Raw genomic sequence first — 21975 nt, forward strand, 5'->3', positions numbered from 1 at the left:
CCAGCGACGCGGGCCGGTGACCTCCCTCGAGGTCACCGGCCCGCGTCGTCTCCAGGGCCGGCCGCTCTAGGATCGGCCGGGTGAGCGCCCGTCGGGCCGCGCTGGTGGTCGCGGGCGTACTCGCCGCGGCCCTGGTGCTGGTCATCGTCCTGCGCACCCCGTGGACGCTGCTGCCCGAGCCGCCCGGCGGAGCGACACCGATCCGGCCGGGCGAGGGGCTGCCGGCGGACGTGGTGGCCCGGGCCGAGGCCTTCGCCGCGTCGATCCGCCCGGCGTCGCTGACCTCGCTGCTGCTCGGCCTCGCCGTCTCCGCCGTGCTCGGCCTCACCCGGCTCGGCGGGCGGCTGGTGCGCCTGGTGGCCCGTCCGCTGGGTGGTGGCTGGGGATGGCAGGTGCTGCTCGGCACGATCGCGCTCCTCGTCGTCGGCCGGCTGGTCACCCTTCCGGTCTCCGCCTACGGCGAGGTGCTGCGCCACCGGTACGGACTGTCCACCCGCAGCTGGCCGCTGTGGCTCCGGGACGTCGCCGTCTCCACCGCCATCGACGCCGCGCTGACGGCGGTGGGCCTGCTGCTCCTCGTCTGGCTGGTGCGGCGGGCTCCGCGGACCTGGTGGGCCTGGGCGTCGCTGGGCGCGGCCGGCCTGGTCGTCGCTGGCTCGTTCCTGTACCCCGTGTTGATCGAGCCGGCGTTCAACCGCTTCGAGTCGCTGCCGGCCGGCCAGCTGCGCACCGACCTGCTCGAGCTCGCCGAGGAGAGCGGCACCCCGGTCGAGGACGTCCTGGTCGCCGACGCCTCGCGACGGACGACGTCGTTGAACGCCTACGTCTCCGGGTTCGGGTCGACGCGGCGGATCGTCCTCTACGACACGCTGCTCGACCAGCTGCCCGACGACGAGATCGAGTCGATCGTCGCCCACGAGCTCGGCCACGTGGCCACCGACGACGTCCTGACCGGCACGCTGATGGGTGCGCTCGGCGCCGCGGCCGGCATGGCCGCGCTCGGCTGGCTGCTGAGCTGGACGCCGCTGCTGCGCCGGGCCGGCGCCGAGTCGCCCGGCGATCCCCGGGCGGTCCCGGTGGTGCTGCTGCTGATCGGCGTGGGCGCCCTGCTGGGCACCCCGGTGCAGAACCTGGTCTCCCGGCACGTCGAGGCCCGGGCCGACCTGCACGCCCTCGACCTCACCGGGGATCCGGAGGCCTTCGTCGCGATGCAAAACCGGCTGGCGGTCACCAACCTCTCCGACCCCGATCCGCCGGCCGCCTGGCAGTGGTTCTTCGGCTCCCACCCGACCGGGCCGCAGCGGGTGGCGATGGCCGGTGACTGGACGAGGCTGGGACCGCGGTGACCGGCACCGGGCGCACCCTCGTCGTCACCAACGACTTCCCGCCGCGCCAGGGCGGCATCCAGACCTTCGTGGCCGCCCTGCTGGCCCGCCGGCCGCCGGAGTCGCTGGTGGTCCTGGCCTCCCGGTCCCCGGGGTGGGAGGAGTACGACGCCGCGCTGCCCTACCCGGTGGTGCGCCGGCCGACCGCGATGCTGCTGCCGACACCGGGGACGGCCCGGGTGGCGGTGGACCTGGTGCGCCGGTACGGCTGCGACACCGCGTTCTTCGGGGCGGCCGCGCCGCTGGGCCTGCTGGCACCGCGGCTGCGCGCCGCAGGGGTCCGGCACCTCGTCGGCGCCACGCACGGGCACGAGACCGGCTGGGTCGCCGTGCCCGGCGGGCGGGCGCTGATGCGCCGGATCGCCACCGGGCTGGACACGCTCACCTACATCAGCGAGTACACCCGCAGCCGGCTGGCGCCGGCGCTGGGGGAGCGGGCCCGGCTGGCCCAGCTGTCCCCCGGGGTGGACGTCGAGGCGTTCTCCCCGGCCGCCGACGGCGCGGTGGTGCGCCGCCGGCACGGCCTGGGGGACGCGCCGGTGGTCGTCTGCGTGTCCCGGCTGGTGCCGCGCAAGGGCCAGGACGTGCTCGTGGCCGGCTGGCCGCAGGTGCTGGCGCGCCACCCGCGCGCGCGGCTGCTCCTCGTGGGAGGGGGGCCGGAGGAGGCACGGCTGCGCCGGGCCGTCGCCGCGCGCGGCCTGCAGGACTCCGTCGTCCTCACCGGTCCGGTGCCGCCGGACCAGCTGCCCGCCCACTACGCGGCCGGCGACGTCTTCGCGATGCCGTGCCGCACCCGGCGCGGGGGCCTGGACGTCGAGGGGCTCGGGATGGTCTACCTGGAGGCGGCCGCGGTCGGCCGCCCGGTGGTGGCCGGCACCAGCGGGGGAGCGCCCGAGGCGGTGCAGGACGGCGTCACCGGCCGGGTCGTGCGGGACCCCCGCTCACCCGGCGAGGTCGCCGCGGCCGTCGCCGACCTGCTGTCCGACGCCGGCCTGCGCCGCGCGATGGGCGCGGCCGGCCGGGCGTGGGTGGAGCAGCGGTGGTCGTGGGAGACGATCGCGGCGACCTTCGCAGCGTTGCTGGCGCCGGGACCCGGCGCTCAGCGGGAGTAGAGGGCCTCGACCTCGGAGCCGAACTCCTTGAGGACCACCCCGCGCTTGAGCTTCAGGCTCGGGGTCAGCATCCCGTTGTCCTCGGTGAAGTCGGTGGTGAGGACCCGGTACCGCTTGATCGCCTCGGCCTGGGAGACGGCCTTGTTGGCGTCGGCCACCGCGGCGTCGAGCTCGGCCTTGATGTCGGGGTCGTCGACGAGGTCGGCGACCTTGGTGTCGGCCGGCTTGCCCTTCGACTGCAGCCACTGCGGCAGGGCTTCCTCGTCGAGGGTGATCAGCGCCGCGATGTACGGGCGCTGGTCGCCGACGACGATGCACTGGCTGACCAGCCGGTGGGCGCGCAGCCGGTCCTCCAGGACGGCGGGGGCGACGTTCTTGCCGCCCGCGGTCACCAGGATCTCCTTCTTGCGGCCGGTGATCTTGAGGAAGCCGTCCTGGTCGATCTCGCCGAGGTCGCCGGAGTGGAACCAGCCGTCGGCGTCGATGGCCTCCTTGGTGGCGGCCTCGTTCTTCCAGTAGCCCCGCATGACCACGCCGCCGCGGAGCAGGATCTCGCCGTCGTCGGCGATCGCGGCCGCCACGCCCGGCAGCGGCCGGCCGACGGTGCCGATGCGCAGCGCGTCGTCGTGGTTGACCGCGGCGGCGGCGGTGGTCTCGGTCAGGCCGTAGCCCTCGAAGACGGTGACGCCGATGCCCCGGAAGAAGTGGCCGAGCCGGTCGCCCAGCGGAGCGCCGCCGGAGATGGCGCCGACGCACCGGCCGCCGAGGGCGGCGCGCAGCTTGCCGTAGACCAGCTTGTCGAACAGCGCGTGCTGGGCGCGCAGCGCCAGGCCGGGGCCGCCGGTGTCCTGGGCGCGGGACCAGTCGATGGCCACCTGCGCGGCCTTGTCGAAGATCTTGCCCTTGCCGTCGCCCTCGGCCTTGGCCTTGGCCTGGTTGTAGACCTTCTCGAACACCCGCGGGACGGCGAGCACGAAGGTCGGCTTGAAGGCGCCGAGATCCTCGACCAGGTTCTTCACGTCGGGGGTGTGCCCGGTGACGGTGCGGGTCTTGACCGCGCCCACCTGCAGGACGCGGGCGAGCACGTGGGCCAGCGGGATGAACAGCAGCAGCGAGCCCTGCATGTTCATGAACCGGCCCAGCAGGCTCATGCCGTTGCCGATCTCGAACAGGAAGTTGCCGTGCGTGAGCTCGCAGCCCTTCGGCCGGCCGGTGGTGCCGCTGGTGTAGATCAGCGTGGCCAGGCTCTCGGCGTTGAGGGTGGCGCGGCGGGCGGTGAGCTCGCTGTCGGGCACCTCGGCGCCCGCGGCGATCAGCGTGCCGACGGCGTCGTCCTCGATCACGTAGACCGGGCCGAGGTCGGGGGCCTGGTCGCGGACGGAGTCGACGGCCGTGGCGTGCTCGCCCTTCTCCACGATCATCGCCGTCGCGCCGGAGTCGGCGAGGATCCAGGCGACCTGGTCGGGGCTGGAGGTCTCGTACACCGGGACGGTCACCGCCCCGGCCGTCCAGATGGCGAAGTCGATCAGCGGCCACTCGTAGCGGGTCTTGGCCTGCAGGGCGACGCGGTCGCCGGCCTGGACGCCGGCGGCGATCAGGCCCTTGGCCACGCCGCGCACCTGCTCGCCGAACTCGCGCCAGGTGACGTCCTGCCAGGTGCCGTTCCGCTGGACCCGCAGGCCCACCTCGTCGCCGTGCTCACGGACGTTCTCGTCGAGCATGTCCGTCAGGGCCTCGTCCGGGCCGACCTCGATGGTCGCGGGGACGCTGAACTCGCGCACGCCTCGTCCTCTCCTCCCCGCCCGGCCCCGGGCACCGTCGCCCGGCCGCCCTCGGTGGGGCACGTCTGGCGCCAAATCTAGCGGCTCCCAGCTACCGATGAGTAGCTGAAGCGGGGACGTCGTCCCTGCACGCACGCGGGGAGCGGTTAGCCTGCTGGCATGGCCGACCAGTCCACCCAGTCGATCGTCGTCGACGCCCCCGCGGCCGACGTCATGGCGGTCATCGCCGACTTCGACGCCTATCCCCAGTGGGTCGCCGCCGCCAAGCGCGTCGAGGTGCTCGAGGCCGGCCCCGACGGGCGCGCCAAGAGGGTGCACTTCGTCCTCGACGCCGGGGCGGTCAAGGACGACTACGTCCTCGACTACACCTGGGACGGCGACCGCCGGGTCTCCTGGAACCTGGTCAAGGGCCAGATGCAGAAGCGGCAGGAGGGCTCCTACACCCTCGTCGAGAACGACGGCCGCACCGAGGTCACCTACGCGATCACGATCGACCTCTCCATCCCGATGCTCGGGATGATCAAGCGCAAGGCGGAGAAGGTCATCCTCGACACCGCGCTCAAGGAGCTCAAGAAGCGCGTCGAGGGCTGACCGCCCGGTGCCCACGCTGCTCCTGACCGGCCCCGGTGGGGCCGGTACCTCGACGCTGGCCGCGGCCGCGGCCGTGCGGTCGGCCCGTTCCGGCGCCCGGACGCTGCTGCTCACCCGCCAGGCGCCGGCCGTTCCGGACCTGGCCGGCGTGCCCGGGCTGACGGTGCGCACCGTCACCGCCCAGCGCGCGCTCGAGGACCTCTGGTCCGGCAGCGCCGCGGCCGTGGCGGCCGCGCTGCCCGAGCTCGCCCTGCCCCCGGCCACCTCGGTCGTGCCGCTGCCCGGTACCGCCGACGTCGCCCTGCTCGCCGAGGTGACCCGCGCGGACGCCGACCTCGTGGTGGTCGACGCCGGCCCGCTGGAGGCGGCGACCGCGCTGGTCGCGCTGCCCGGGGTGCTGCGCTGGTGGCTGACCCAGCTGCTGCCCACCCGCCTGCGGATGCTCGGGGCGGTGCGCACCGCGGCGGTGCGCTCGGGCACGGTCCGACGCGGCCCGGTCGACGCGCTCCTGGCCCTGGTGCCGGTGCTCGAGGGGCTGCTCGAGCGGCAGACCCTCGACGACCCCGCCCGCACCGAGGTGCGGCTGGTCGCCCCGGCCCGGCCGGGCGCCCCGGCCGTCCTGCGGGCCGCGGTGACCACCCTCGCGCTGCACGGTCAGCGGCCGGCCGCGCTGCTCGCCCGCCCGCTGGCGCTCGACCCGGGCGCCGGCGGCTGGGCCGCCGAGCGCGCGGCCGAGCAGGCCGCGGTCCTCGACGAGCTGGCCGGGATCGCTCCGCTGGTGAGCGTTCCGGAGACCGCGCGCGCCCCGCGGGACGCCGACGCGCTGGCCGCCCTGGCGGCCGCGGAGGCACCCTCGGCGCCGTCCGCGGAGCCGCCGGGTCCCGAGCGCGTGCCCGGCGGCTGGCGGCTCACCCTGCCGCTGCCCTTCGCCGAGCGGGGGCGGCTGGAGCTCACCCGCTGGGACGACGACCTGGTGGTCACCGTCGGTGGCGCCCGCCGGTCGGTGCGGCTCGACGCCCTGCTGCGCCGGTGCACGGTGACCGGGGGTAGCCTCCTCGACCCCGGCACGGCGGCCGCCCGGCTCGAGGTCACGTTCGCGCCCGATCCGCAGCAGTGGCCGGCCGATCTGCTGGCCGCCGAGGGGAGTCCGTCATGAGCACAGCGAGCGACTGGGTCGAGCAGGCCCGCCGGCTGGTGGCCGGTCTCGGCCAGACCCTGGCCGCCGACGCCGGGGCGTCCGAGGGGCAGGCGGGCGCCGAGCACGCTGCCGACTGCCGCTGGTGCCCGGTCTGCCAGGTCGCCGGCCTGGTGCGCGGCGAGCGCCCCGAGTTGGCGCACGCGCTCGCCGACGCCCTGACCGCCGCCGCCGGCGCGCTGCGCACCTTCGCCGCCGCCCACGAGCCGGCCGCGACCACGGAGGACGCCGAGACCCCCGAGCCGGAGAGCCGGCCGGAGGCCGCGGTGCAGCACATCGAGATCGCCTGAGTGACCGCCGGCAGCGATCCGGCGGTCCTGCCCGCGCTGGGCATCGACATCGGCGGCACCAAGGTCGCCGGAGGCGTGGTGGCCCCGGACGGCCGGGTGCTGGCCACCGCGCGGCGGGCGACCCCGGGCGGCTCGGTGCCGGAGACCGAGGACGCCATCGCCGCCGTCGTCGAGGAGCTCGTGGCCGGCCACGAGCAGCCGGTCGTCGGCGTCGGCATCGGCGCCGCCGGCTGGTTCGACCGCACCGGGGACACGGTGCTGTTCAGCCCGCACCTGGCCTGGCGGCACTCCACGCTCCGCGCCGACCTCGCCCGCCGGCTGGGCCGGCCGCTCTGGGTGGGCAACGACGCCGACGCCGCCGCCTGGGCCGAGTACCGCTTCGGTGCGGCGCGCGACGCCGAGCTGGCGCTGGTCATCACCCTGGGCACCGGCATCGGCGGCGGCATCGTCGCCGGGGGCCGGCTGCAGCGGGGGGCGCACGGCGTCGCGGGGGAGTGGGGGCACATGCGGGTGGTCCCCGACGGCCGGCTGTGCGCCTGCGGCAACCGCGGCTGCTGGGAGCAGTACGCCAGCGGGACGGCCCTGGCGCAGACCGCGCGGGAGGTGGCGCGCAGCTCCCCGGCCGTGGCCGCCCGGCTGCTGGAGCGGGTGGCCGGCGAGCCGCAGCGGCTCACCGGCGAGGACGTCGCCGAGGTCGCCGCGGCCGGTGACCCGCTGGCCCGGGAGCTGATCGCCGAGGTGGGCGAGTGGCTCGGTCAGGGCATCGCCGACCTCGCCGCCGTCCTCGACCCCGACGTCGTCGTCATCGGCGGGGGGCTCAGCGCGCTCGGCGAGGCGGTGCTCGGTCCCGCCAGGGACCGGCTGGAGCGGGTGCTGCCCGGGCGCGGCTTCCGGCCGGGCCCGCGCGTCGTCGGTGCCCGGCTGGGCGCGTCGGCGGGACTGGTCGGCGCCGCGGACCTGGTGCGCAGCGAGGTCGCCGCGACGCGAGCGGAGTAGGAGGGGCGCGGAAACCGCGCCGTGGCACTCCGCTAGACCACGGCGCCGTCGTCGCCGTCGTCGGTGGACCGCTCGCGCATCCGCGAGACCAGCAGCCCGACCCCGCCGACGACCCCGGCCACGCCGAGCACCAGGCCGACGTCGGAGGACAGCCCCAGCAGCCGCGGCGCGACGACCAGCACCGCTCCGGCGGCGATCAGCAGCACCGCGTACAGCGAGGCGGGCGCGGGCAGCGGCACCGGCGGCGCCGGCGGCGGCTCGAAGTGCTCCTCCGGCCGGTCGAGGACAGGGAGCTCGGCCGGTGGTGGCGGCGGCAGGACGGCGGGCTCCTCGTCGACGACCCGCCGGCCCTCCTCGGCCTCGTAGGCGGCCACGATCCGCGCCCACTCGGCGTCCTCGTCGAGGTCCCGGCGCAGCGGCAGGCGCTCGGGCAGCGGCCCGCGGGCGTGCTCCTCCACGTGCTCGTCGACGTGCCGCTCCACCAGGCTGCGGCCCTCACCGGAGCGGGCCCGGTCCACGTAGAGCCGGTCGGTCGGCGGGCTGGGCAGGAAGACGGTGCGGGTGTAGGGCCCCACGTCGGCGGCCGGCTCCAGGTACGCGGCGATCCCGGCGTCGCGGAGCACGTCGAGCAGGTGCTCGCCGACCCGCGGGTCGACGTCGCGCAGCGGGGTCCACAGGGTGGCGTCCAGGCCGTTGTCCCGCCGCCCCCGGCCCCGGCGGGGCGCGCTCACGCGCCGGCCTCCCGGGCCGGCACCCGCGCGCGGATCCAGTCCACCGAGCCGGCGAAGATCCTCGGCGCGTCGTTGTCGAGGGTGGCCACGTGGTAGCTGTCCTCGAGCAGCACCTCGGTGGCGTCGGTGCTGCCGATGCCGGCCATCAGCACGCGGCCGGAGGCCGGTTCCACGACGTGGTCGACGGTGCTGCGGAACAGCAGCACCGGGCAGGTGACCGAGGCGAGCTCGGCGCGGGTCGCCGTCCAGAGCCGGCGCAGGCCCAGCACCGCGCGGGTGGGCAGCTTGGGATAGGCCCGCTCGCTGACGCCGGGCTTCTTGATGTCGTCGCCGATCGCCTTCCAGCTGGGGGTCAGCCGGGCCAGGACCGGCAGCAACTTGGCGTCCAGCCGCTCGGTGAGCAGCGAGGGGTTGACCAGCACCAGGCCGGCGACGTCGTCCGGGCGCAGCTCGGCGAGCCGGATCGCCAGCGTGCCGCCCATCGACAGCCCGGCGACGAACACCCGGTCGCACTGGGCGAGCAGCTCCTCGAAGGCGCCGGTGACCGCGGTCAGCCAGTCCTGCTCGGTGGTCAGGTTGCAGTCCTGCCAGCGGGTGCCGTGGCCGGGCAGCAGCGGCGCGCGGACGGCGAAGCCCTCGGCGGCCAGGTGCTCGCCCCAGGGCCGCATGCTGAACGGCGACCCGGTGAACCCGTGCACCAGCAGCACGCCGGTGCCGGCGCCGGCCGGGGAGCCCGGGAAGGCGAACGGCTCGGCGCCGGCGAGGGGCTCGGGAGTGGGCACGGAGGTCCTCCTCGGCGGCCGGCGGGGCGCCCGGCACGGGGATCGGCGGGGGAGTGGCGAGCGGAACGCCGGCGGCCGATTGTCCAACCGCCGTCGGGCTCCCTAGTCTGGCAGTTCACAGGGGAGGCGTGTTGTTCTACTGGTTCCTCAAGTTCGTGGCGGTCGGGCCGGTCGCCAAGCTGGTCTTCCGGCCGCAGGCCGAGGGCGTCGAGCACGTCCCGTCCTCCGGTGCGGCGATCATCGCGAGCAACCACCTGTCGGCGGCGGACTGGGTGTTCATGCCCCTGTCGCTGCGCCGGCGGGTCACCTTCCTCGCCAAGGCCGAGTACTTCACCGGCACGGGCGTGAAGGGCTTCCTGCAGCGCGCCTTCTTCTCCGGTGCCGGGCAGGTGCCGATCGACCGGTCCAGCGCCTCGGCGGCGGAGAACGCCATCCAGACCGGCATCCGCATCCTCCGCGAGGGCAAGCTCCTGGGCATCTACCCCGAGGGCACGCGGTCGCCCGACGGCCGGCTGTACCGCGGCAAGATCGGCGTGGCCCGCATGGCGCTGGAGACCGGCGTCCCCGTCGTCCCGGTGGCGATGACCTACACCCCGCGCAAGCTCCCGCTGATCGGCAAGCGGCTGCCCCGGGTGCGCGTCCGGTTCGGGCCGCCGCTGGACTTCTCCCGGTACGAGGGCCTGGCCGGTGACCGCTTCGTCGAGCGGTCGGTGACCGACGAGATCATGTACGAGGTCATGACGCTGTCTGGCCAGGAGTACGTGGACGTCTACGGCGCGACGGTGAAGAAGTCGATGGACGCCACCGGCGCCAGCGCCTCGGACGTCGTCCGCTCGCTGCAGCCGCCGCCGCAGGAGGCCGCGGACCGGGCACCGGAGAGCCTCGCAGGCTAGTCGCCGACGGCCGTCGGGCTGACCAGGACGTCGAGCACGCGACGCAGCTGCGCCAGCAGCTCCTCGCGGCTCGTGGTGGGCTCGCGCACCCAGGAGTGCACCAGCTCCTCGGTGAAGGCGAACCACGCCCGCACCAGCTGCCGGCGGGCCGGCTCGTCGGGCAGCCCGAGCGCGCCGAGGGCGAGGTCGACCAGCTGCTCGCGGGTCTCGTCGTAGACCTCGGCCACCCAGGGATCCCCGCCGGAGGCGCCCCGGACGAACGCGAGGTGGGTCTCCCGGTAGGTCTCCACCCAGGTCACGTAGCGGTCGAGCATCCCGGTGGCCTGCTCGTCCCGGGGCACGCCCGGCCGTGGCGCGAGGTGGCCGATCAGCAGCTCCGCCGCCGCGCGGGTCACCGCCGTGTAGTACTCGCGCTTGGTGCTGAAGTAGTGGAACAGCAGGCTGCGGCTGATGCCCGCCCGCCGGGCCACCTCGTCGATGGTCAGCTCCTGCACCGGGGTGGTGGGCAGCAGCTCCAGCCCGATGGCCACCAGCTGGGCCCGCCGGTCGCCGGCCGAACGCCGGGACCGGGCGGGACCCTCCTCGCCGGCCACGCGCGCCACCGTCAGGCGGCCACCCGGTCGCCGGCGGCGACCTCGAGCAGCCGGCCGATCGCCGCCACCACGAGCTCCGGGTGCTCCTGCAGCAGCATGTGCCCGGTGCGGGGGACCACCTGCAGCCGCGCCTCCGGCAGCGCCTCGACCAGCTGCTCGCTGTGCCGCTTCGGGGTCAGCTTGTCGCTGTCGCCGACCAGGATCTCCACCGGCACCCGGCTCAGCGCGGCCAGCTCGGCGCGCTTGTCGTGCGCCCCCAGCGCCGGGTAGAAGACGGCGAACGCCCGGACGGTCGACGCGTGCATGATCCGCGCGCCCTCGAGCACCATGTCGTCGGTCGCGTCGGGCCCGTAGACGAGGTCGCGGACGATCGTCCGGTGCCGCCGGCTGGTCGGTGGCACGGCCTGCCGCAGCGCCTCGACCACGCGGGCGCCGGCCAGCGCACCGGCCACCAGGCCGGGAGTGAGCCGGCGCAGCAGCTTCTCCGGCGCCGTCCGCGGCTCGGGGGCCAGGTCGCCGGCCGACGTCGACACCAGCACCGCGCCGCGGACCCGGTCCCCGAACAGGTCGGGCCGGGCTGCGGCCAGGCACATGATCGTCATGCCGCCCATGGAGTGCCCGCCGAGCACCACCGGACCGGTGGGCGCCAGCGCGTCGAGCACCTCGCCCAGGTCCTGGCCGAGCCGGTCGATGGTGACCTCGGCCGGCTCGTCGGCGGCCGAGCCCCAGGTGGAGCGCCCGTGGCCGCGCTGGTCGTAGCGGATCAGCCGCAGCTCGCCGTCGGCGATCCGCGGCACCAGCGCCGCGACCGGGTCGTCCCAGGAGGCCTGGGAGAGCGTCCAGCCGTGGGCGAGCACGAGGGTGACCGGCGCGTCGTCGGACCCGTCGATCGTCGCGTGCAGGAGGGCGCCGTCCGGGGTGCGGACGGCGGCCGTCCGCCGCTGCCGGGTCCGGGTGCTGCTCACGGCATCTCCTGGTTCGCTCCCGCGGGGCGCTCCGCTCCTCGCTCGTGCCTCGCTGCGATGCTCACGCCCCTGTCCGCTCACGGCGCCTCCTGGTTCGCTCCCGCGGGGCGCTCCGCTCCTCGCTCGTCCCTCGCTGCGATGCTCACGCCCCTGTCCGCTCACGCGGCCACCTCCTGGGCCGGCGCCGCCGCCGGCACGCCCACGTAGTTCTCCCGGTCCAGCTGCCGGGTCAGCCTCCGGAACCGGAAGGTGAAGTCCGGCCACAGCGTGGTGTTGTGCCCGTGCTGGTCGAGGTACCAGCTGGCGCAGCCGCCGGTCAGCCACACGGTGCCCTTCGACTTGCGGGCGATCAGGTCGCGGTAGGCCTGCTGGGCCTCCGGCGTCGTCTCGAGGACGGCCAGGCCCTCGGCGGCCATCGTCTGCAGGGCGTCGTCCACGTAGGCCACCTGCGACTCGATCATGTAGACCATCGAGGTGTGCCCGACGCCGACGTTCGGGCCGACCAGCAGGAACAGGTTGGGGAAGCCGGCCACCGTGGTGCTGCGGTTGCTGACCATGCCGTCGGCCCAGACCTCGGCCAGTGTGCGGCCGTCGCGCCCGGCGATCCGCTCGGCGATCGGCAGGTCGGTGACGTGGAAGCCGGTGGCGAGCACCAGGGTGTCGGTGGGCCGCTCCAGGCCGTCGCGCGTGACGATCGAGTGCGGGCGGATCTCCGCGATGCCCGCGGTCACCAGCTCCGTGTTGGGCGCGCTGATGGCCGGGTAGTAGTCGTTGCTGATCAGGATGCGCTTGCAGCCGATCGTGTAGTCCGGCGTCAGGGCGTCGCGCAGCCTGGGGTCGCGGACCTGCCGGGCGAGGTGGGCCTTGGCCAGCCGGCCCACCGGGGCGAGGAAGCGCCGCCGCTTGGCCATGCCCACCACGAGGAACTCGCGCAGCACGTAGAGCAGCGCGCGGACCAGCTTCTGGAAGCCGGGCACCCACCGGTAGAGCCGCTGCATCCACGGCTTCACCGGGTGGTCGGTGCGGGGCACGATCCACGGCGGCGTCCGCTGGTAGACCGCCAGGCTCTCCACCACCGGCTGGATGGCCGGCACGATCTGGATCGCCGAGGCGCCGGTGCCGATCACGGCCACCCGCTCGCCGCGCAGGTCGTGGTCGCCGTCCCAGCGGGCGGAGTGCATGACCGTGCCGGCGAAGGTCTCCAGGCCGGGGATGTCGGGGTAGGTGGGGTCGGCCAGCGCGCCGGCCGCCGAGATCAGCACGGTGGCGCGGAACTCGCCGGCCGTCGTCGTCACCAGCCAGCGCTGGGCGGCGTCGTCCCAGCGTGCGGCGGTGACCTCGGCGCCGAAGACGCAGCGCTCGCGGACGCCGTAGCGGTCGGCGGTGGCCTGCAGGTACGCCTGGATCTCCGGCTGCTCCGAGTAGGACCGCGGCCAGTCGGGGTTGGGCGCGAAGGAGAACGAGTAGAGGTTGGACTGCACGTCGCAGGCCGCCCCCGGGTAGTGGTTGTCCCGCCAGGTGCCCCCGACGTCGTCGGCCCGCTCCAGCAGGACGAAGTCCTCCTGGCCGCGGCGGCGCAGGGCCACGGCCATCCCCAGCCCGGCGAAGCCCGAGCCGATGATCGCCACCCGCACCTCCCGCGGCGCGCCGGCGGACCCGGCGGCGGGGGAGGGGGTGGTCTCGAGCGTGCTGGTCACCGATCGGCTCCTTCGCAGGTCCCGGCTTGCTGCCCGTCCGCGGGGACGCTACAACGGCAGTTGAGCAGTGCTCAACACGAGCGCGAGAGACCCCGAGGAGCACCGATGGCGCGACGCCTGCCCCTGCTGCAGCGGAGCCGCACCCCGCTGACCGGGAAGACCGTGCTGATCACCGGCGCCGCCCGAGGCATCGGTGCCGAGCTGGCCCGCAAGGCCGCCGCCCGGGGCGCGCGGGTGGCCCTCGCCGGTCTGGAACCCGACCTGCTCGCGCAGGTCGCCGACGAGCTGGGGCCCGAACACCTCTGGGTCGAGTGCGACGTCACCGACCCGGAGGCGCTGAAGGCCGCCGTGCAGCGGACCGTCGACACGTTCGGCGGGCTGGACGTCGTCGTCGCCAACGCCGGGATCGCCCCGCTCACCACCGTGCTGACCAGCTCGGCGCACGCGCTGGCGCGCACGATCGAGGTCAACCTGACCGGCGCGATGCTCACCGCGCACGCCGCGCTGCCGGAGATCGTGGAGCGCCGCGGCCACGTGCTGCTGGTCAGCTCGGCCGCGGCGTTCACCGTGCTGCCGGGCATGAGCGCCTACTGCGCGGCCAAGGCCGGGCTCGAGCGCTTCGGCGACGCGCTGCGGTTGGAGGTGGCGCACCGCGGCGTCACCGTGGCCAGCGCGCACCCGACCTGGATCGACACCGACATGGTGCGCGACACCGAGGCCGCGCTGCCGACGTTCGCCGAGACCCGCAAGCGGCTGCCCGGCCCGCTGGGCGCCTACACGTCGGTGGAGGAGTGCGCCGAGGCCCTGGTCGAGAACCTCGAGACCCGTGGCCGGCGGGTGTTCGTGCCGCGCTCGGTCGGCACGGTCGCCGCGCTGCGGCAGGTGGTCACCGGTGCCGTCGCCGAGAAGCTGATGCTGCCGATCACCCGGAAGGCAGTGCCCCAGCTGGAGGCCGACATCGCGAAGCTGCAGGGGCGGGAGTTCGGCGCCTCGTCGGTGGGGGCGCGCAAGCGGGCCTCCTAGCCCGCCCAGCGGCCGGCCCGGCCCAGCGCCTCCCGCCAGCGGTCGTGCCGGCCGTCGTCGCGGCGGCCGGGCTCGGGCTCGAACCGCCGGTCCAGTGCCCAGGTGGCGGCCAGCTCGTCCTGACCGCTCCACACCCCGGTGCCGAGGCCGGCGAGGAAGGCCGCGCCGAGCGCGGTGGTCTCGGTGACCTCCGGACGGCGCACCGGCACGCCGAGCTGGTCGGCCTGCAGCTGCAGCAGCAGGTCGTTGGCGCTGGCCCCGCCGTCGGCGGACAGCTCGGGCACCGACAGCCCGGCCTCGGACACCATCACGTCGACGACGTCGCGCACCTCGAAGGCGATGGCCTCCAGGGTGGCCCGCGCCAGGTGCGCCCGGGTGGTGCCGCGGGTGATCCCGACGATCGCGCCGCGGGCGTGCGGGTCCCAGTGCGGCGCGCCCATGCCGGTCAGCGCGGGCACGAAGACGACGTCGCCCGAGTCGGCGACGGTGCGGGCCAGCCCCTCGATCTCGGCGGCGGAGTCGATGAGGCCCAGCCCGTCGCGCAGCCACTGCACAGCTGCGCCGGTCACGAAGATGGAGCCCTCGAGGGCGTAGGTCAGCCCGTCGCCGAGGTCCCAGGCGACGGTGGTCAGCAGGCCGGCGTCCGAGCGCACCGGCGTGCTGCCGGTGTTGGTGAGCACGAACGACCCGGTGCCGTAGGTGCACTTGCTGTCGCCGGGGGAGTAGCAGGCCTGCCCGAACAGCGCGGCCTGCTGGTCGCCGGCGATGCCGGCGACCGGCAGCTCCAGGCCGAGGAAGGCGTCGGGGTCGGTGGTGCCGACGACGCCGGAGCTCGGCACCACCTCGGGCAGCGCCGCGCGCGGGACGTCGAACAGCTCGCACAGCTCGTCGGACCAGCCGCCGGCCTCGAGGTCGTAGAGCAGCGTCCGGCTGGCGTTGCTGGGATCGGTCACGTGCGCCGCGCCGCCGGTCAGCCGGTACACGACGTAGGAGTCGACCGTGCCGAGCGCCAGCGACCCGTCGCGGACGCCGTCCCAGAGCCGCGGTTCCTCAGCGGCCAGCCAGCAGTACTTGGTGCCGGTGAAGTAGGGGTCCAGCCGCAGCCCGGTGAGGGCGGCGACCCGCTCCTCGTGCCCGGCCTCGCGCAGCCGGTCGCAGACCCCGGTGGTGCGCCGGTCCTGCCAGACGATGGCCGGCCGGGGTGCCTGCCGGGTGCGGCGGTCCCAGACCACGGCGGTCTCGCGCTGGTCGGTGATGCCCACGCAGGTCGGCTGCTGGTCGGTGCCGGCGAGGGCCTGGCGGCAGGCGGCGACGGTCGCCGTCCAGATGTCCTCCGGCTCGTGCTCGACCCACCCGGGGCGCGGGAACAGCTGCGCGAACTCGCGGTAGCCGCGGGAGAGCAGCCGTCCGTCCTCGCCGACGACCAGCGCGGTCACCCCGGTGGTCCCTGCGTCGATGGCCAGCACTGGCATGGAGGCGAACCTATCGGCGACCTACGGTGGTCGCCGTGCGGCGCTTCTTCTACGACACCGAGTTCATCGAGGACGGGACGACGATCGACCTCGTCTCCATCGGCGTCGTCGACGAGACCGGCCGCGAGTTCTACGCGGTGAGCACCGAGTTCGACGAGCGCAAGGCCATCCCGTGGGTGCGGCGCAACGTGCTCGACCAGCTGCCCGCGCCGTCGGACCGCGCCTGGCGCGACCGCCGCCGCATCCGCGACGACCTGCTGGCCTTCCTCACCGCCCCCGGCGAGGAGATCGAGCTGTGGGCCTGGTTCGGCGCCTACGACCACGTGGCGCTGTGCCAGCTGTGGGGCGCGATGCCGGCGCTGCCGCGGCCGGTGCCCCGGTTCACCCGCGAGCTGCGCCAGCGGTGGGACGACCTGGGCCAGCCGCCGCTGCCGCCCAAACCGGCCGGCACCCACGACGCGCTGGTCGACGCCCGCTACAACCTCGAGCGCTGGCGGGCCATGGAGGCCGCCCGGCCCCGCTGAGCGCGGCACCGACGGAGGCGATCGACGTGGACGACGGGCGCACCGAGGTGCCGCGCACCGGCGGCGAGCGCGAGCTGCTGCGCGCCTACCTGGACTTCCACCGGGAGACCCTGGCGCTCAAGTGCGCGGAACTGCCGGACGACGAGCTGCGCCGGGCGCCCACGGCGTCGTCGCTGTCGCTGCTCTCGCTGGTCCGGCACATGGCCGAGGTGGAGCGAGCCTGGTTCCGGCGGGTGCTCGACGGGCAGGACGTGCCGCTGGTCTGGTCGCCCGAGGGGGACGTCCAGGCCGCCTACGACGCGTCGGGCGCGGCACCGGAGGAGGCCTTCGCGGCGTGGCAGGCCGAGATCGCCATCGCCCGCGACATCGAGGCGGCCGCGCCGGACCTCGACGTGACCGGGGTGGACCGCCGGTCGGGCGAGGTCTACTCGCTGCGCCGGGTGATGGTCCACCTGGTCCAGGAGTACGCCCGGCACAACGGCCACGCCGACCTCATCCGGGAGGCGCTCGACGGCAGGACCGGCGTGTGACGCAGCCCCTCCATCGGGTCTGACCTGCGGCATCATGACGCCGGCACCGTCCGCCCCGTCCCCCGGAGGTCCTCCGTGCGCATCGGCATCCTGACCGGCGGAGGCGACTGCCCCGGGCTCAACGCGGTGATCCGCGCCGTCGTCCGCAAGGGCACCGGCCAGCACGGCGACGAGGTCGTCGGCTTCCGCGACGGCTGGCGCGGCGTGCTCGAGGACGACGCGGTCGACCTGGACCTCGCCGCGGTGCGCGGGCTGCTGCCGCGCGGCGGCACCGTGCTCGGCACCTCGCGCACCAACCCGCTGGCGCTCGACGACGGGCTGGCGCGGGTGCTGGCCACCCTCGAGCGGCGGCGGATCGACGCGCTGGTGCCGATCGGCGGGGAGGACACCCTGGGGGTGGCCGCCCGGCTGGCCGAGGCCGGCGTCCGCGTGGTCGGCGTCCCGAAGACGATCGACAACGACCTCGACGCCACCGACTACACCTTCGGCTTCGACACCGCCGTCGGCGTGGCCATGGAGGCCATCGACCGGCTGCACACCACCGGCGACAGCCACCACCGCACCCTCGTGGTGGAGGTGATGGGCCGGCACGCCGGCTGGATCGCGCTGCACGCCGGGATGGCCGGCGGCGCCACGGTGGTGCTCATCCCGGAGCGGCCGTTCGACGTGGAGGCCGTCGTCGAGCACTGCCGCCGCCGGTTCGCCTCGGGGTTCTCGCCGATCGTCGTCGTCTCCGAGGGCGCCCGGCCGGCCGACGGCGACCTGGTGACCTCGACCGGGCAGACCGACGCGTTCGGGCACGTCCGGCTCGGCGGCATCGGCGCGGCCCTGGCCCAGGTGATCGAGGAGCGCACCGGACGCGAGTCGCGGGCCGTGGTGCTCGGTCACGTGCAGCGCGGCGGCACGCCGTCGCAGTTCGACCGGGTGCTGGCCACCCGCTTCGGGCTGGCCGCGGTCGACGCCGTGCACGACGGGCAGGGCGGGGTCATGGTGGCGCTCCGCGGCACCGACATCGTCCGCGTGCCGCTGGCCGCGGCCACCGCCCAGCTGAAGCTGGTGCCGGTGGAGCGGTACTCGGAGGTGGAGGTGTTCTTCGGCTGATCCGACCGGCCGCCTACCCTGGGGTCTGTGAGTCTGACCCAACCTGCTGAGCTGGTCCCCGATCTGGACCGGTGGCGGGAGCTGCCCGCCGCCCAGCAGCCCGAGTGGCCCGACCGCGCCGCGCTCGACAGCGTGCTCGGCACGCTGACGACGGTGCCCCCGATCGTCGCCCCCAGCGAGGTCGACGCGCTGCGCGCCCAGCTGGCCGACGTCGCCCAGGGCAAGGCCTTCCTCCTGCAGGGCGGCGACTGCGCCGAGACCTTCGACCTCAACACCGAGCCGCACCTGCAGAGCACCACCCGCACGCTGCTGCAGATGGCCGTGGTGCTCACCTACGGCGCCAGCGTGCCGGTGGTGAAGGTCGGCCGGGTGGCCGGTCAGTACGCCAAGCCGCGCTCGTCGAACACCGACGCGCTGGGCCTGCCCTCCTACCGCGGCGACATGGTCAACTCGCTGGAGCCGGTGCTCGAGAAGCGCATCCCCGACCCCCACCGGCTGGTGCGGGCCTACGCGAACTCGGCCGCGGCGATGAACATGATCCGCGCCTACGCACGCGGCGGCCTCGCCGACCTGCACGCCGTCCACGACTGGAACAAGGACTTCGTCGCCAGCTCGCCGGCCGGCGTGCGGTACGAGGTCATCGCGCGGGAGATCGACCGCGCGCTGGCGTTCATGAAGGCCTGCGGCGTCGACGACACGGCGCTGCGCGGCGTCGAGCTCTACAACAGCCACGAGGGCCTGATCCTCGACTACGAGCGCGCGCTGCTGCGGGTGCACGAGGGCCGGGCCTACGCCTCGTCGGCGCACTTCGTCTGGATCGGCGAGCGCACCCGCCAGCTGGACGGCGCGCACGTGGAGTTCTTCTCCCGGATCGCCAACCCGATCGGCGTGAAGATCGGCCCGACGACGACGCCGGAGCAGGCCGTCGAGCTGGTCGAGCGGCTCGACCCCGACGGCATCCCCGGCCGGCTGACCCTGATCAGCCGCATGGGCAACGGGAAGATCCGCGACGTCCTGCCGCCCATCGTCGAGAAGGTCACGGCCAGCGGGCACAGCGTCGTCTGGCAGTGCGACCCGATGCACGGCAACACCCACGAGTCCTCGACCGGCTACAAGACGCGGCACTTCGACCGCGTCGTCGACGAGGTGCTCGGCTTCTTCGACGTGCACCGGGCGCTGGGCACCTGGCCGGGCGGCATCCACGTCGAGCTGACCGGTGAGGACGTCACCGAGTGCCTCGGCGGCGCGATGGAGATCAGCGACGAGGACCTCAACAGCCGGTACGAGACCGCCTGCGACCCGCGGTTGAACACCGGGCAGTCGCTGGAGCTGGCGTTCCTCGTGGCCGAGATGCTGCGTGGCTGAGGACCCCCTCCTCCTCACCCTTCGCACGCTCGGGGCGGGCCTCCCGACGGGGCCGTCCCCATCCGAACCCCATGGGGTGCTGCTGTGTCCCTGATCGACCTGCGCTCTGACACCGTCACCCGCCCGACGGCGGGCATGCGGAAGGTGATGGCCGACGCCGAGGTCGGCGACGACGTCTACGGCGAGGACCCGACGATCCGCGCCCTGGAGGAGCGGGTCGCCGGGCTGCTCGGGCACGAGGCCGGGCTGTTCGTGCCCTCGGGGACCATGGGCAACCAGATCGGGCTGCGGCTGGTCTGCGAGCCGGGCCAGGAGGTGGTCTGCGACGCCGACGCCCACATCGTCACCTACGAGATGGGCGCGGCCGCCGTCCTGTTCGGCATCTCCACGCGCACCGTCGTCTCCGCCGGTGGCCGGCTGGACGCCGACGCGCTGCTCGACCAGGTGCGCCCGCGCGACGACTGGCACCTGACGGCCACCGCGGCGGTCGCGGTCGAGAACACCCACAACCGCGGCGGCGGCCTGGTGCAGCCGCTGGACCAGCTGCAGCGGCTGTTCGACCGGTCCCGCGCGGCCGGGGTCGCCGTCCACCTCGACGGCGCGCGGCTGGCCAACGCCTCCGTCGCCTCCGGCATCGACCTCGCCACCTACGGCCGGCTGGCCGACACCGTCTCGCTGTGCCTGTCCAAGGGCCTGGGCGCGCCGGTGGGCTCGGTGCTGGTGGGCTCGGCCGAGCGGATCGCCGCCGGCCGGCTCTGGCGCAAGCGCCTCGGCGGGGGCATGCGCCAGGCCGGCGTGCTGGCCGCCGCCGGGCTGTACTCCCTGGACCACCACCTCGACCGGCTGGCCGACGACCACGCGCACGCCCGGCTGCTGGCCGAGCGGCTCGGGGTCGACCCCGCGGGCGTGGACACCAACATCGTCGTCCTGGACGACGTCGCGGCGCCGATGGTCGCCGAGGCGGCCAAGGGCGAGGGCGTGCTGGTCAGCCAGGTGAGCCCGCGGCGGCTCCGGCTGGTCACCCACCTGGACGTCGACCGGGCCGCCGTCGAGCGGGCCGCGGACGTGCTGGCCGCCCTGGTCTGACACGACGACGGGCCCGCACCCCGGGAGGGTGCGGGCCCGTCGGCCGTGCGGGGGGAGTTACTCGTTCTCGCCGGCGCCGGTGGCCGGCTGCTCGATCTGGCTGGCCAGGTAGAGCGGCTCGCCGAGGGTGTCCAGCAGGTGCAGCTGGGTCTCGAGGTAGTCGATGTGGTGCTCCTCGTCGGCGAGGATCTGCTCGAAGAGGTTCTTGCTCACCCGGTCGCCCACCGACTCGCAGTAGGGGATCGCCTCGCGCAGGCGGGCGATGACCTCGACCTCGATGGCCATGTCGGACTCGAACTGCTCGCGCACGTTCTGCCCGATGCGCAGCGGCAGCAGCTTCTGGTAGTTCGGCAGGCCCTCGAGGAAGAGGATGCGGTCGGTCAGCCGCTCCGCGTGGACCATCTCCTCGATGGACTCCTTGCGGGTGTAGGCCGCGAGCTTGTTGTAGCCCCAGTTCTCCTGCATCTTCGCGTGCAGGAAGTACTGGTTGATGGCGGTCAGTTCACTGGTGAGCTGCTCGTTGAGCAGCTCGATGACACGGGCGTCACCCTGCATGGTGGTCCTCCTGCGGTCCGGCTGGGCCGAGGTTAACCGGAGGTGCGGAGGGGCCATCCGCTCAGGTTCCCCTTGCCAAGGACAGGCTCGCCTGCGGTTTCGCGGGCGGTCAGGCGGCGGGGGCGGCGACCCCGAGGCCGTGCAGCGGGTCGACGGCGCGCAGCGTGTCGCAGATGCGGTCCAGGCAGTTGCCGCAGCCGGTGCCGGCGCCGCAGGCGTCGCCGACCTCCTCCTCGGTCCGCGCGCCGTCGGCGATGACCGCGTCGAGCTGGCGGTCGCTCACGGCGTAGCAGATGCAGACGTACACGCGGGCTCCCGGAGTGACTCAGGCAGGGAAGGCATGCCTAAGTTAGCGGAGCCTCACCGATCTGCCAAGGGGTCGGACCGATCCGTTCCGCGCACCGGGAGGAACGCGTCAGGCGGCGGCGTCCACCGCGCCGTCGCGCAGCGCGCACAGCAGCGCGATGTCCTTGGCGTGCCCGTCGTCCTCCGACGGGGTCTCGACGACCACCGGGACGCCGGACGTCGACGGGTGCGCCAGCAGCTCGGCGAACGGCGTCACCCCGAGGGAGCCTGCGCCGATCGTGGTGTGCCGGTCCCGCTTGCTGCCGCAGGTGTCCAGCGAGTCGTTGGCGTGCACCAGGCCGAGCCGGCCGGGCCCGACGGTGGCCTCCAGTGCGTCGAGCGTGGCGGTCATGCCGCCCGGGCTGGCCAGGTCGTGCCCGGCGGCCCAGGCGTGGCAGGTGTCGAAGCAGACGCCGACCAGCGGGTGCATGTCCAGCGCGGCCAGGTAGGGCCCCAGGTCCTCCACGGTGGCCGCCAGCGACTTCCCGCCACCGGCGGTCGGCTCGACCAGCAGCCGGGGCGCGCCGTCCGGCAGCGCGTCGAGCACCGGCAGCAGCCGCTCGTGCAGCTGGCGCAGCGCCGGCTCGTAGCGGTCCTCGCCGACCGCCGAGCCCGCGTGCACGACCACGCCCTGCACGCCCAGCTGGGTGCCGCGGGCCAGGTTGTGCGCGATGGTCGCGATCGACTGCTCGACGGTGGCCTCGGTGGGCGAGCCGACGTTCACCAGGAAGGGCGTGTGGATGAACGAGGGCACGCCCCGCTCCGCGCAGCCGGCGGTGAAGGCGGCGTCCTGCTTCGGGTCGCCGGCGGTGAGCTTCCACCCGCGCGGGTTGCCGACGAAGACCTGCACGGCCCGCGCGCCGACCGCGTCGGTGTAGGCCAGGCCGCCCTTGGCGAGGCCGCCCTTGATCTGGATGTGCGCGCCGATGGGCGGCGCGACACGAGCTGTGCGCACGAACCGTC

The 21975-nt window shown here is 74.9% G+C and carries 23 protein-coding genes; 13 read left to right on the forward strand and 10 right to left on the reverse strand.

The window, feature by feature from the left end; genetic code table 11:
• Positions 1–80: 80 nt before the first annotated feature.
• Both ACI79R_RS10155 and ACI79R_RS10160 read left to right on the forward strand, forming a co-directional pair.
• Positions 81–1346, forward strand: coding sequence for a M48 family metallopeptidase (locus ACI79R_RS10155; protein WP_456573485.1), 1266 nt, complete (start codon positions 81–83; stop codon positions 1344–1346).
• Positions 1343–2497: a glycosyltransferase family 4 protein gene (locus ACI79R_RS10160; protein ID WP_456573486.1), complete on the forward strand. Its 1155-nt coding sequence runs from the start codon at positions 1343–1345 to the stop codon at positions 2495–2497. Before ACI79R_RS10155 ends, ACI79R_RS10160 begins: the two co-directional genes overlap by 4 nt.
• On the opposite strand, the gene ACI79R_RS10165 is transcribed toward ACI79R_RS10160, so the two are convergent.
• Complete coding sequence (locus tag ACI79R_RS10165) at positions 2485–4278, reverse strand: AMP-dependent synthetase/ligase (RefSeq protein ID WP_456573487.1); 1794 nt, start codon at positions 4276–4278, stop codon at positions 2485–2487. The genes ACI79R_RS10160 and ACI79R_RS10165 overlap by 13 nt on opposite strands.
• Before the next feature lie 159 nt (positions 4279–4437).
• Between ACI79R_RS10165 and ACI79R_RS10170 the strand changes: the two genes are divergently transcribed.
• The 4 genes from ACI79R_RS10170 to ACI79R_RS10185 are packed head-to-tail and all read left to right on the forward strand — an operon-like array spanning position 4438 to position 7350.
• Entirely contained in the window at positions 4438–4869 is a 432-nt protein-coding gene (locus ACI79R_RS10170) for an SRPBCC family protein (RefSeq protein ID WP_456573488.1), read from the forward strand.
• 7 nt (positions 4870–4876) lie between these two features.
• Positions 4877–6025, forward strand: coding sequence for an ion transporter (locus ACI79R_RS10175; RefSeq protein WP_456573489.1), 1149 nt, complete (start codon positions 4877–4879; stop codon positions 6023–6025).
• Positions 6022–6354: a hypothetical protein gene (locus ACI79R_RS10180; protein WP_456573490.1), complete on the forward strand. Its 333-nt coding sequence runs from the start codon at positions 6022–6024 to the stop codon at positions 6352–6354. Before ACI79R_RS10175 ends, ACI79R_RS10180 begins: the two co-directional genes overlap by 4 nt.
• On the forward strand, positions 6355–7350 hold the full coding sequence (locus tag ACI79R_RS10185; protein WP_456573491.1) for an ROK family protein: 996 nt from the start codon (positions 6355–6357) through the stop codon (positions 7348–7350). It begins immediately after the preceding gene.
• Between the two features lie 32 nt (positions 7351–7382).
• Here ACI79R_RS10185 and ACI79R_RS10190 read toward each other — a convergent pair whose 3' ends face one another.
• Together ACI79R_RS10190 and ACI79R_RS10195 are read right to left on the reverse strand one after the other, a co-directional pair.
• Positions 7383–8081 carry a hypothetical protein gene (locus tag ACI79R_RS10190; protein ID WP_456573492.1) on the reverse strand — a complete coding sequence of 233 codons (699 nt, stop codon included), beginning with the start codon at positions 8079–8081 and terminating at the stop codon, positions 7383–7385.
• Complete coding sequence (locus ACI79R_RS10195) at positions 8078–8863, reverse strand: alpha/beta hydrolase (protein WP_456573493.1); 786 nt, start codon at positions 8861–8863, stop codon at positions 8078–8080. The genes ACI79R_RS10190 and ACI79R_RS10195 overlap by 4 nt, the downstream gene beginning before the upstream one ends.
• A 128-nt stretch (positions 8864–8991) precedes the next feature.
• Here ACI79R_RS10195 and ACI79R_RS10200 point away from each other — a divergent pair, with 128 nt between their 5' ends.
• Positions 8992–9756: a lysophospholipid acyltransferase family protein gene (locus ACI79R_RS10200; protein ID WP_456573494.1), complete on the forward strand. Its 765-nt coding sequence runs from the start codon at positions 8992–8994 to the stop codon at positions 9754–9756.
• Here the strand turns inward: ACI79R_RS10200 and ACI79R_RS10205 are convergent.
• The 3 genes from ACI79R_RS10205 to ACI79R_RS10215 form a co-directional block, all read right to left on the reverse strand.
• Entirely contained in the window at positions 9753–10349 is a 597-nt protein-coding gene (locus ACI79R_RS10205; protein WP_456573495.1) for a TetR/AcrR family transcriptional regulator, read from the reverse strand. The two genes, ACI79R_RS10200 and ACI79R_RS10205, sit on opposite strands and share 4 nt — an antisense overlap.
• Before the next feature lie 11 nt (positions 10350–10360).
• Positions 10361–11314, reverse strand: coding sequence for an alpha/beta fold hydrolase (locus ACI79R_RS10210; RefSeq protein WP_456573496.1), 954 nt, complete (start codon positions 11312–11314; stop codon positions 10361–10363).
• Between the two features lie 158 nt (positions 11315–11472).
• A complete protein-coding gene (locus ACI79R_RS10215) occupies positions 11473–13011 on the reverse strand; it encodes a flavin-containing monooxygenase (protein WP_456573497.1) in 1539 nt (512 codons plus the stop codon).
• A gap of 105 nt (positions 13012–13116) precedes the next feature.
• Between ACI79R_RS10215 and ACI79R_RS10220 the strand changes: the two genes are divergently transcribed.
• A complete protein-coding gene (locus tag ACI79R_RS10220) occupies positions 13117–14034 on the forward strand; it encodes an SDR family oxidoreductase (RefSeq protein WP_456573498.1) in 918 nt (305 codons plus the stop codon).
• Here the strand turns inward: ACI79R_RS10220 and glpK are convergent.
• Entirely contained in the window at positions 14031–15506 is a 1476-nt protein-coding gene (gene glpK, locus ACI79R_RS10225) for a glycerol kinase GlpK (protein ID WP_456573499.1), read from the reverse strand. The two genes, ACI79R_RS10220 and glpK, sit on opposite strands and share 4 nt — an antisense overlap.
• Before the next feature lie 35 nt (positions 15507–15541).
• On the opposite strand from glpK, the gene ACI79R_RS10230 reads away from it, so the two are divergent.
• From ACI79R_RS10230 to ACI79R_RS10250, 5 genes are all read left to right on the forward strand, one after another.
• The gene (locus ACI79R_RS10230) at positions 15542–16030 is read left to right on the forward strand and encodes a polyadenylate-specific 3'-exoribonuclease AS (protein WP_456573500.1); all 489 of its coding nucleotides are present in this window, start codon (positions 15542–15544) and stop codon (positions 16028–16030) included.
• A gap of 26 nt (positions 16031–16056) precedes the next feature.
• Entirely contained in the window at positions 16057–16560 is a 504-nt protein-coding gene (locus tag ACI79R_RS10235) for a DinB family protein (RefSeq protein WP_456573501.1), read from the forward strand.
• A gap of 75 nt (positions 16561–16635) precedes the next feature.
• Complete coding sequence (locus ACI79R_RS10240; RefSeq protein ID WP_456573502.1) at positions 16636–17661, forward strand: ATP-dependent 6-phosphofructokinase; 1026 nt, start codon at positions 16636–16638, stop codon at positions 17659–17661.
• A gap of 27 nt (positions 17662–17688) precedes the next feature.
• Entirely contained in the window at positions 17689–19026 is a 1338-nt protein-coding gene (locus ACI79R_RS10245; protein WP_456573503.1) for a class II 3-deoxy-7-phosphoheptulonate synthase, read from the forward strand.
• A gap of 84 nt (positions 19027–19110) precedes the next feature.
• Positions 19111–20112: a threonine aldolase family protein gene (locus ACI79R_RS10250; RefSeq protein ID WP_456573504.1), complete on the forward strand. Its 1002-nt coding sequence runs from the start codon at positions 19111–19113 to the stop codon at positions 20110–20112.
• Positions 20113–20169: 57 nt separating this feature from the next.
• On the opposite strand, the gene bfr is transcribed toward ACI79R_RS10250, so the two are convergent.
• The 3 genes from bfr to ACI79R_RS10265 form a co-directional block, all read right to left on the reverse strand.
• A complete protein-coding gene (bfr, locus tag ACI79R_RS10255) occupies positions 20170–20667 on the reverse strand; it encodes a bacterioferritin (RefSeq protein ID WP_456573505.1) in 498 nt (165 codons plus the stop codon).
• A gap of 109 nt (positions 20668–20776) precedes the next feature.
• Positions 20777–20974: a (2Fe-2S)-binding protein gene (locus ACI79R_RS10260; RefSeq protein ID WP_456573506.1), complete on the reverse strand. Its 198-nt coding sequence runs from the start codon at positions 20972–20974 to the stop codon at positions 20777–20779.
• A gap of 108 nt (positions 20975–21082) precedes the next feature.
• Complete coding sequence (locus tag ACI79R_RS10265) at positions 21083–21967, reverse strand: deoxyribonuclease IV (protein WP_456573507.1); 885 nt, start codon at positions 21965–21967, stop codon at positions 21083–21085.
• Between the last annotated feature and the right edge of the window lie 8 nt (positions 21968–21975).

It is taken from the genome of Blastococcus sp. SYSU D00820 (assembly GCF_054050695.1).